This is a genomic window from Kitasatospora sp. NPDC004799 (assembly GCF_040609095.1).
In the GTDB taxonomy this organism is placed as follows: Bacteria; Actinomycetota; Actinomycetes; order Streptomycetales; family Streptomycetaceae; genus Kitasatospora.
In genome coordinates this window covers 1-9,314 of the sequence record NZ_JBEXJK010000332.1, presented here as the reverse complement: position 1 = coordinate 9,314, position 9,314 = coordinate 1, and the positions used below count along the sequence as shown (strand labels likewise).

At 74.0% G+C, this 9,314-nt stretch carries 10 protein-coding genes and 1 pseudogene; 4 read left to right on the top strand and 7 right to left on the bottom strand.

Translation table 11 applies throughout. From position 1 onward, the window contains the following. Positions 1-955 (bottom strand): DAK2 domain-containing protein (locus ABZW03_RS30915; protein WP_355265529.1); only part of this gene is annotated, 955 nt, incomplete at its 3' end. 302 nt (positions 956-1,257) lie between these two features. Here ABZW03_RS30915 and rpmB point away from each other — a divergent pair. Continuing rightward, entirely contained in the window at positions 1,258-1,443 is a 186-nt protein-coding gene (gene rpmB / locus ABZW03_RS30910) for a 50S ribosomal protein L28 (protein WP_014138233.1), read from the top strand. Positions 1,444-1,600: 157 nt separating this feature from the next. On the opposite strand, the gene thiD is transcribed toward rpmB, so the two are convergent. The 3 genes from thiD to ABZW03_RS30895 form a co-directional block, all read right to left on the bottom strand. Continuing rightward, complete coding sequence (gene thiD, locus ABZW03_RS30905; RefSeq protein ID WP_355265526.1) at positions 1,601-2,464, bottom strand: bifunctional hydroxymethylpyrimidine kinase/phosphomethylpyrimidine kinase; 864 nt, start codon at positions 2,462-2,464, stop codon at positions 1,601-1,603. A 24-nt stretch (positions 2,465-2,488) separates the two neighbouring features. Continuing rightward, the gene (locus ABZW03_RS30900) at positions 2,489-3,514 is read right to left on the bottom strand and encodes an ATP-dependent 6-phosphofructokinase (RefSeq protein WP_355265523.1); all 1,026 of its coding nucleotides are present in this window, start codon (positions 3,512-3,514) and stop codon (positions 2,489-2,491) included. A 158-nt stretch (positions 3,515-3,672) separates the two neighbouring features. Further along, positions 3,673-4,638: a thiamine-phosphate kinase gene (locus ABZW03_RS30895; RefSeq protein WP_355265520.1), complete on the bottom strand. Its 966-nt coding sequence runs from the start codon at positions 4,636-4,638 to the stop codon at positions 3,673-3,675. A gap of 208 nt (positions 4,639-4,846) precedes the next feature. On the opposite strand from ABZW03_RS30895, the gene ABZW03_RS30890 reads away from it, so the two are divergent. Both ABZW03_RS30890 and ABZW03_RS30885 read left to right on the top strand, forming a co-directional pair. Then, positions 4,847-5,080, top strand: a complete 234-nt coding sequence (locus tag ABZW03_RS30890) for an Lrp/AsnC ligand binding domain-containing protein (protein ID WP_355265517.1) — start codon at positions 4,847-4,849, stop codon at positions 5,078-5,080. Between the two features lie 34 nt (positions 5,081-5,114). Further along, entirely contained in the window at positions 5,115-5,633 is a 519-nt protein-coding gene (locus ABZW03_RS30885; RefSeq protein WP_355265514.1) for a DUF3515 family protein, read from the top strand. An 81-nt stretch (positions 5,634-5,714) separates the two neighbouring features. Here the strand turns inward: ABZW03_RS30885 and ABZW03_RS30880 are convergent, their stop codons facing one another. The 3 genes from ABZW03_RS30880 to ABZW03_RS30870 all read right to left on the bottom strand — a co-directional run bounded on the left by ABZW03_RS30880 (position 5,715) and on the right by ABZW03_RS30870 (position 8,795). After that, a complete protein-coding gene (locus ABZW03_RS30880; RefSeq protein ID WP_355265511.1) occupies positions 5,715-6,860 on the bottom strand; it encodes a D-alanine--D-alanine ligase family protein in 1,146 nt (381 codons plus the stop codon). 106 nt (positions 6,861-6,966) lie between these two features. Beyond that, positions 6,967-7,950, bottom strand: coding sequence for an NAD(P)H-dependent glycerol-3-phosphate dehydrogenase (locus tag ABZW03_RS30875; RefSeq protein WP_355265532.1), 984 nt, complete (start codon positions 7,948-7,950; stop codon positions 6,967-6,969). 14 nt (positions 7,951-7,964) lie between these two features. Next, a complete protein-coding gene (locus ABZW03_RS30870) occupies positions 7,965-8,795 on the bottom strand; it encodes a lysophospholipid acyltransferase family protein (RefSeq protein ID WP_355265508.1) in 831 nt (276 codons plus the stop codon). Positions 8,796-9,023: 228 nt separating this feature from the next. Between ABZW03_RS30870 and ABZW03_RS30865 the strand changes: the two are divergent. Then, a pseudogene (locus ABZW03_RS30865) lies at positions 9,024-9,314 on the top strand (2-phospho-L-lactate guanylyltransferase); the annotation flags it as partial.

Sequence of the window (9,314 nt, the reverse complement as noted above, 5' to 3'; positions counted from 1 at the left end):
CGACCACACCAAGTGCCACCGCCTCACCACCGACGGCATCTTCGTGCTCCAGTGCGGCGACCCGACCGCCAGCGCGACCGTCCCCGGCCTCCACCGCGGCGCCGGCGTCGTCCACGTGGACGTGCACGTTCCACAGGCCGTCGCCGCCGCCGATCACCAGCGAGTCGCCGAGCCCGGCGAGCCGCTCGCGCAGCGCGGGCAGCGCCTCGTCGGGGGCGTCCAGCAGGTAGATGACCTCGAAGGCGGGGTGGCCGGGGCCGGGCGGCCTGAGGTGCGTCTCACAGCTCTCGACGGCCCGGACGTCGCCGCGCAGCGCGACCGGGCCCATCGGCTGCTGCCCGGCGACGGCGTCGGCGAGCGCGCCGAGGACGGCCACCAGGCCGCGCCCGCCGGCGTCCACCACCCCGTTCTCGGCCAGCACGGCGAGCTGCTCGGGGGTGTGCCGCAGCGCGTCCCGGGCGGCCCGGTAGGCGGTGTCGGCGACCTGCGCGAGCCCGTCCCCGGCCCGGACGGCCTCCCGGGCGGCGACCCGGGCGACGGTCAGCAGGGTGCCCTCGACGGGCTCCGCGACGGCCTGGTACGCGGAGTCGGCGGCCCGCTGCAGGGCGGCCCGCAGCTGTTCGGCGCCGCCGCCCTCGGCCAGCGTCTCGGCGGTGCCGCGCAGCCACTGGGCGAGGATCACCCCGGAGTTGCCGCGGGCACCGACCAGCGCGCCGCGGGCCATCGCCCGGACCGCGTCGGCCAGCCCGGGGGCCGGTTCGGCGGTGGGGTCGGCGAAGCGGCTCTCCACCTCGGCGGCGGCGGACTCGACGGTCAGGTAGAGGTTGGTGCCGGTGTCGCCGTCCGGGACGGGATAGACGTTGAGCGCGTCGATCTCCTCGCGGGCCTGGCCGAGCGCGCGCAGGGCGAGCTGGCACCAGGTGCGCACGGCCGGGGCGTCGAGCGTGTGCAGCACCAGGTCTCCTCCGGAATGGGACTGCCGCGGTGGCCCGAGGGGGCAGCGGCACGTTCGGGCCGGCGGCGAGGGGTGATACCGGCAGGTTATCGGGGGCCGGGGAGGGGCGTCCGGGTCGGCGACCGGAGCGATCACTCGGCCGGTCATGGTAGTTTCGTGGGACGGAAGCAAGCGTTGTATGCTCTTCCGGTTGCCTGGAACCGTCCAGGCTCACCCCCTTGTCCGGTCTGGTTCACGTGAGTGTTCTGGTGGCTGAGCGGGGTTTTCGAAAGTATCTGATCTGAAGTCTTGGAGTGACTCCTGTGGCTGCCAACTGCGACGTCTGCGGCAAGGGGCCGGGCTTCGGCAACAGCATCTCCCACTCTCACCGCCGTACCCCCCGTCGTTGGAACCCCAACATCCAGACGGTGCGCGCTGTGATTGGGCGGACGCCGAAGCGGCTCAACGTCTGCACCTCGTGCATCAAGGCCGGTAAGGTCTCGCGCTGACGCGCAGACCGGCATGCCGGTCCTCCAGTGAGTCGGTTCATCCCCGGGTGAGCCGGCTTCGCTGTTTCCGGGACCGGTCACGCTTTCCGGACGCCAGTGGTGGGCGGGTTCCCTCGGGAGCCCGCCCACCACTGTTTTCCGGGCGACCGTCCTGCGGTCAGCGCCAGCGCCAGGCGTGGTCGACCGGGCCGATGCCGGCGCCCAGGGCGAAGCCCCCGGCGATCGCCCCGGTGATGTACTCCTTGGCCGAGGCCACCGCCGCCGGCAGCGGCTCGCCCTTGGCCAGGCCGGCCGCGATCGCGCTGGCCAGGGTGCAGCCGGTGCCGTGGGTGTGCCGGTTGTCGTAGCGCGGCGCCCGGAACCAGTGCACCTCGTCCGGTCCGCCGTACAGCAGGTCGGCGGCCTCGCCCGCCAGGTGTCCGCCCTTGACCAGTGCCCAGCGCGGCCCGAGGTCGACCAGCGCCTTGGCGGCGTCCAGCATCTGCGACTCGTCCTCGACGGTCAGCCCGGTGAGCTGGGTCACCTCGTGCAGGTTGGGGGTGGCCAGGGTGGCGACCGGCAGCAGCTTCTCGCGGACGGTGGCGACGGCCTCGGCGACCAGCAGCGCGTCCCCGTGCTTGGAGACCCCGACCGGGTCGACCACCACCGGGGCGTCCACCCCGGTGAGCAGCTCGGCGACGGTCTCGACCAGGTCGACCGAGGCGAGCATGCCGGTCTTCACGGCCTGCACCCCGATGTCGTCCACCACGCTGCGGAACTGCGCCCGGACGGCTTCGGCGGGCAGTTCCCAGTAGCCCTGGACGCCGAGCGAGTTCTGCGCGGTGACGGCGGTGATCACGCTCATGCCGTGGACGCCGAGGGCGAGCATCGCCTTGAGGTCGGCCTGGATGCCGGCGCCGCCGCCGGAGTCGGAGCCGGCGACGGTGAGCACGCGGGGCGGGGCAACGCGGGGCGGGGCGGCGTCGGAGGGGCCGCGCGAAGCGCGTCGGCCGAGGGCGGGGGTGGGAGACGGGAGGGCCATGGAGCCCAACCTACCCGCGCCGCCTCACAGCACCGCCTCGGACTCCGCCCAGCGGTCCCGCGGCACCGTCTTCAGCCGGGTCACCGCGTCGGCGATCGGCAGCAGCTCGATGCCGGTCCGGCGCAGCGCGGTGAAGTGCCCGAACGCCCCCCGGTGGACGGCCTCCACCGCGTGCCAGCCGAACCGGGTGGCGAGCACCCGGTCCCGGGCGGTCGGGGTGCCGCCGCGCTGGACGTGGCCGAGGATGACCGGGCGGGCCTCCTTGCCGAGCAGGTTCTCCAGCTCGTGGGCGAGCCGGTTGCCGATCCCGCCGAAGGTCCGGTGGCCGTACTGGTCGACCTCGCCGTGGTCGAAGCGCATGGTGCCGGGCACCGGGGAGGCGCCCTCGGCGACGGCGATGATGGCGAACTTCTTGCCGCGCGCGAAGCGGTCCTCGATTATCCGGGCCACCGCCTCGATGTCGAAGGGCTTCTCCGGGATCAGGATGCCGTGCGCGCCGCCCGCCATGCCCGCGGTGAGGGTGATCCAGCCGGTGTGCCGGCCCATCAACTCGACCACCATGACGCGCTGGTGGGACTCGGCGGTGGTCTTCAGCCGGTCGATCGCCTCGGTCGCGACGTGCACGGCCGTGTCGAAGCCGAAGGTCACGTCGGTGGCGTCGATGTCGTTGTCGATGGTCTTCGGCACCCCGACCACGGGCAGTCCGGCGTCGCTGAACAGCTTGGCGGCGGTCAGCGTCCCCTCGCCGCCGATCGCGATCAGCGCGTCGATGCCGATCTCCCGGGCCAGCGTCTTGGCGTTCTCCACCGCCCAGGCGATCCGGTCCCGCCGCACCCGGGCCGAGCCCAGGACGGTGCCGCCGAGGGTGAGCAGGCCGGTGACGTCGTCGTGCGTGACCGTCCTGGCCCGGCCCTCGATCAGCCCGAGGAAGCCGTCCAGGATGCCGACGATCTCGTCCCCGTGGACGTCGGTGCCCCGGTGCACCACCGAGCGGATCACCGCGTTGAGGCCGGGGCAGTCGCCGCCGCTGGTCAGTACACCGATGCGCATGTCAGGCGTGCTCCCGCTCGCAGGGGTCTCGCAGGGGTTCGGACCACCCGCGTCGGACGGGCGGGCCGGGATGCGGCAAGCCTACGCACAACGCACCCGCGAAGCCCGTCCCCGGCGCACCGGAGCGTCACGCGCCGCCCGCCGCAGCGGGATCGGCGCTACTCGGCGAAGTGGTCCCAGCCGCCGACCCGGTCCCAGGGCGCGCCGTCGACGGTGACCCGGCCGCTGCGGCTGCCCGTCGGGCGGCCGGTCACCTCGCCCACCACCCGCCAGCGGGCCGGGAGTTGGACCCCGCGCGGGAAGGTGGCCACGATCGCGTGGTCCTCGCCGCCGGAGAGCACCCAGACCAGCGGGTCCACCCCGACCGCCTGGCCGATATCGGCCATCTGCGCCGGGACGTCGAAGTCGGCGGCCCTGAGGTCGATGTCCACCTCGCTGGCCCGGGCCACGTGGCCGAGGTCGGCGACCAGCCCGTCGCTCACGTCGATCATCGAGGTCGCGCCCAACTCGGCCGCCGCCGGGCCCGCGTGGTACGGCGGTTCGGGCCGGCGGTGCGCCTCGACGAAGGCGCGCGGGGAGCGGAAGCCGCGCTGGAGCACCGTCAGGCCGGCGGCCGACCAGCCGAGCCAGCCGGTCACCGCGACCACGTCGCCGACCTGCGCGCCGGCGCGGGTCACCGCCGCGCGCCCCTGGAGGTCGCCGAGCGCCGTGATGGCGAGCGTGACGGTGTCGCCGCGCACGACGTCGCCGCCGACCACCGTCGCCCCGGCCACCTGGCACTCGTCGCGCAGCCCGTCCATCAACTCGGTGGCCCAGGTGGTCGGCAGGTCCGCGGGGGCGACCAGGCCGAGCAGGATGGCGGTCGGCACCGCCCCCATCGCGGCCACGTCGGCGAGGTTCTGGGCGGCGGCCTTGCGGCCCACGTCGTAGGCGGTGGACCAGTCCCGGCGGAAGTGCCGGTTCTCGATCAGGACGTCCGTGGTCGCCACCACCCGGCCGTCCGGAGCCCGCACCACCGCGGCGTCGTCACCCGGGCCGAGGTCGACCGCATCGGTGAGCGGTACCCGGGCGGTCAGCTCCCTGATGAGGCCGAACTCGCCGAGCTCGCCCACGGTCCCCTGCATCTGCCGTCCTCTCGCGTTTCCATCCGGTTCGGCCCCCGTCGCGCTCCCCCGCGCGCAGCGTACGCCCTTCCGGGGCCCCGGGGTCTCCCATCCCCGGCCCGCTGCGCGGTAGCGTGGTGATCAGACTGCCGGTGAGCCCACCCCACCCATCCGCCCGACCGGGCGCTCACGGCGGCGATCCCCCTTAACCGGCCGCCGGGAGGTCCCCGTGGTACAGGCATACATCCTGATCCAGACCGAGGTTGGGAAGGCCACCGCCGTGGCCCGGACCATCGCCGAGATCCCCGGTGTGCTCACCGCCGAGGACGTCACCGGCCCCTACGACGTGATCGTCAAGGCCGAGGCCGAGACGGTGGACGAGCTGGGCCGCATGGTGGTGGCCCGGGTCCAGAAGGTCGAGGGCATCACCCGCACCCTCACCTGTCCCGTGGTGCACCTGTAGAACCCCGCCTCCGAGCCCCGGTTACCATCGGCGGGTGGCCAGAGAACTGCGCGTCCCCAAGGCGCTGACCGCCCTGCCGGCCCCGGTCCGCTGGCTGGCCCTGCCCGTCGCCCTGACCTGCACGGTCGTGGTGCTGGTCGGCAGCTGGGGGCCGGCCGACCCGAAGGTCGAGGTCCCGCAGCCGAGCGGCCGGGCGGCCGGGTACTGCCGGTCGCTCGCCGCCGCGCTGCCCGCCGAGCTGCTCGGGCACGCCCGCCGGGACCCGTCGCCCGCCTCGCCGTACGTCGCCGCCTGGGGCGGGTCGCCCCGGACGGTGCTGCGCTGCGGCATCGACCGGCCGGAGGAGCTGGACGGCGACCACGCCGCGGACTGGTCCCCGAGCGTCGACGACGTCACCTGGTGGTCGCAGAAGCTCGCCGACGGCGGCTACCGCTTCGTGACGACCATGCGCGCCGCGTACGTCGAGGTGACCGTCCCGGCCGGGGCCGCGCAGAACCCCTTCGACCCGGCGGCCGCGCTGAGCGGCGCGGTCAGGGCCAACGTCCCGGGCTGAGCCGGACGGCGGCCGCGGCCCGGCCCGGCGCACCGGGGACGGACCGGGAGGCTCCCGGCCCGTCCTCCGTCACGGGACCGGTCAGCGCAGCCCGGTCGAGCGCCGCAGCGCCGTCGCGAGCAGCCGGTCGATCAGCTCCGGGTACGAGACCCCGCTGGCCTCCCACATCTTCGGGTAGGCCGAGATCGGGGTGAAGCCGGGCATGGTGTTGATCTCGTTGATCATCCAGGTGCCGTCCTCCAGCAGGAAGAAGTCCACCCGGGCCAGGCCCTCGCAGCCGAGCGCCTCGAAGGCCTCGACCGCCTGGCGCTGGATCTCGGCGAGCTCCGCGGGGGTCAGGTCCGCCGGGATCCGCACGTCCGAGGAGTCGATGTACTTGGCCTCGAAGTCGTAGAAGTCGAAGCCCTCGCCGACCAGGATCTCGCCGGCCACGCTGGCCCGCGGGCCGTCCTCGAACTCCAGCACCCCGCACTCGATCTCGCGGCCGGTCACGCCCGCCTCGATGATCAGCTTGGGGTCGTGCCGGCGGGCCTCCTCGATCGCGGCGTCGAGGTCGGCCAGGTCCTTCACCTTGGTGATGCCGATGCTGGAGCCGGCCCGGCAGGGCTTCACGAACAGCGGCAGGCCCAGCTCGGCGGCCCGCTCGCGGACCGCCGCGCGGCCCGCCTCGGAGTCCCACTCGCGCGGCCGCACGATGGTGTAGCGGCCGACGTCCAGACCGTGCGAGGCCAGGATCCGCTTGGCGAACTCCTTGTCCATGCCGGCCGCGCTGGCCAGCACGCCGTTGCCGACGTACGGGACACCGGAGAGCTCCAGCAGGCCCTGGAGCGTGCCGTCCTCGCCCCACGGGCCGTGCAGCAGCGGGAACACCACGTCGACCTCGCCGAGGGCCTTGGGGGCGCTGCCCGGCTCGGTCAGGACCACCTCGCGGCTGCCCGGGGCGACCGGCAGCGCGACCTGGCCGTCGACGCCCTCGGCGACGTGCGCCACGTCGGGCAGCCGCCCGTCGGTGATGGCCATCCGGGCCGGCTCGTCGCTGGTCAGCGCCCAGCGGCCCTCGTGCGTGATGCCGATCGGCAGCACGTCGTACTTGTCGCGGTCGATCGCCCTGAGCACGCTGCCGGCGGTGGAGACGGAGATCGCGTGCTCGGAGCTGCGCCCGCCGAAGACCAGCGCGACGCGCGGCTTCCGGTCGGGCCGGTTCGGGGAGGTCTGTTCGATGCTCATATCGGGTTTGAGACTACCGTGCGAGAGGTTTCCGGAGAGTCAGCGGCGCCGGTCCGACCGGGCTCGGCGCCGCCCCGGCCGGGCTCGGTACCGCCCCGGCCGGGCTTCAGCGCCGCTCCGCCTTCGCCGACCGCGACATCAGCGCCCGCAGCACCTCCTGGGTCGGCCGCCCGTTGTGCACCACGTCCACCACGGCCTCGACGATCGGCATGTCGACCCCGTTGCGCCGGGCCAGGTCCAGCACCGACTCGCAGGACTTGACGCCCTCGGCGGTCTGCCGGGTGGCCGCGATGGTCTCCGCGAGCGACATGCCCCGGCCCAGGTTCATGCCGAAGGTGTTGTTGCGCGACAGCGGCGAGGAGCAGGTGGCCACCAGGTCGCCCATCCCGGCGAGTCCCGCGAAGGTGTGCGGGTCCGCGCCCAGCACCTCGCCGAGCCGGGTGGTCTCGGCCAGCCCGCGGGTGATCAGGGTCGCCTTGGTGTTGTCGCCGAGCCCCATGCCGGCCGCCATGCCGACCGCCAGGCCGATCACGTTCTTGACCGCGCCGCCGAGCTCGCAGCCCACCACGTCGGTGTTGGTGTACGGCCGGAAGTACGGCGTGTGGCAGGCCGCCTGGAGCCGCTTGGCGACCGCCTCGTCGGAGCAGGCGACCACGCTGGCCGCGGGCTGCCGGTTGGCGATCTCCTTGGCCAGGTTGGGCCCGCTGACCACCGCGACGCGCTCCGGGCCGACCCCGGTGACCTCGTCGATGACCTCGCTCATCCGCTTGGCGGTGCCGAGTTCGATGCCCTTCATCAGGCTCACCAGCACGGTCTGCGGCTCGATCAGCGGCGTCCAGGCGGCCAGGTTGTCGCGCAGCGTCTGCGAGGGCACCACCAGCACCGCGAAGTCGGCGCCGGCCAGCGCCTCGGCGGCGTCGGTGGTGGCCCGCACGGTGTCGGGCAGCCGGACGCCGGGCAGGTAGTCCGGGTTCTCGTGGGTGGAGTTGACGGCGTCCACCAGCTCCTGGCGGCGGGCCCACAGCACGACCTCGCAGCCCGCGTCGGCGAGCACCAGCGCGAACGCGGTGCCCCAGGAGCCGGTCCCCATCACGGCGCAGCGGGTCACTTGCCGGCCTCCTCGGGGCCCTTGGCCTGCTCGCCCTTGGCGCGCCGGCGCTCGGCCAGCGCGGCGGCGGCACGCTGCCGCGCGGCCTTGCGCATGTCGTAGCGCTCGGCCGGCGGCTCCTCGCCCCGGACCTCGGCCAGCACGGCGGTGATCGCCGCCATGATGTCCTCGGTCGCCTCGGCCAGCACCTGGGCGGTGAGCTCCTGCCCCCGGTACTTGCTCAGGTCCACCGCGGGCCCGGCCGCGACGGTGACCCGGTGCCGCGGGAACAGGTTGAACCTGCCCTTCCCGAAACCGGGTCGGCCGTACGGCGGGATGATCTCGTGGGCGCCCCAGTGCGCCACCGGGATGACCGGCGCACCGGTCATCAGCGCGACCCGGGCGACCCCGTTCTTGCCGGTCATCGGCCACAGGTCGGGGTCCCGGGTGAGCGTCCCCTCCGGGTAGAACTGCACGCACTGGCCGCCGTTGACCGCGTCGATCGCGGCCCGGAACGCCTGCGCGGCGTCGGTGGACTCGCGGAACACCGGAATCTGGCCGGTCTTGCGCAGCATGAATCCGATGAAGGGGATCGAGAACAGCGAGGACTTGCCGAGAATGCGCGGCGGACGTCCGCTGTTGTACTGCCAGTGCGCGTAGATCACCGGATCGATGATCGAATTGTGGTTCACCGCGGCGATGAAGCCGCCGGTCTTCGGAATGTGCTCCCAGCCCCGCCAGTCGGGCTTCACCAGGGCGGTCGTCACCGGCTTCACCAGCACGGCCGCGAAGCGGTACCAGATGCCGTAGTCGGCGTTGCCGAACTTGGCGTACGAGCGGCGGGCCACCCCAGCTCCTTCTCATCCGATGCGGCACGGATTACCGCGGTCATGGCGTCCCGGTGCCGCGCACCGTTCCGACCGGTGCCCGGGCCACGGGCGCGGAACAGTGTCGCCCGCCCGCTCACCGGCTGTCGAGCAACCGCGCCAACCCGCCCGGCCGGCGTGATCAAACGCACGTCCGCACAGCTCGGACGGCCTGGCGAGGGCTCCGGGACCGGCGCCAGAATGACGCCGATGACCCAGGACACCGTACGCCCCAGCGGGCCCGTCGCGCCCCCCGCACCCACGGCCGGCTGGTCGCTCGTGCTTCCGCTCAAGCCGCTCGCCCTGGCCAAGAGCAGACTGGCCCCGTACGCCGGGCCGCACCGGGCCGACCTGGCCCTGTCCTTCGCCCTGGACACCGTCACGGCCGCCCTGGCCACCCCGGGCGTCGACCGGGTCCTGGTGGTCACCCGCGACGCCGCGGCCGGCGCCCGGCTGGCCGCGCTCGGCGCCCTGGTGGTCGCCGACGAGCCCGGCGGGGGC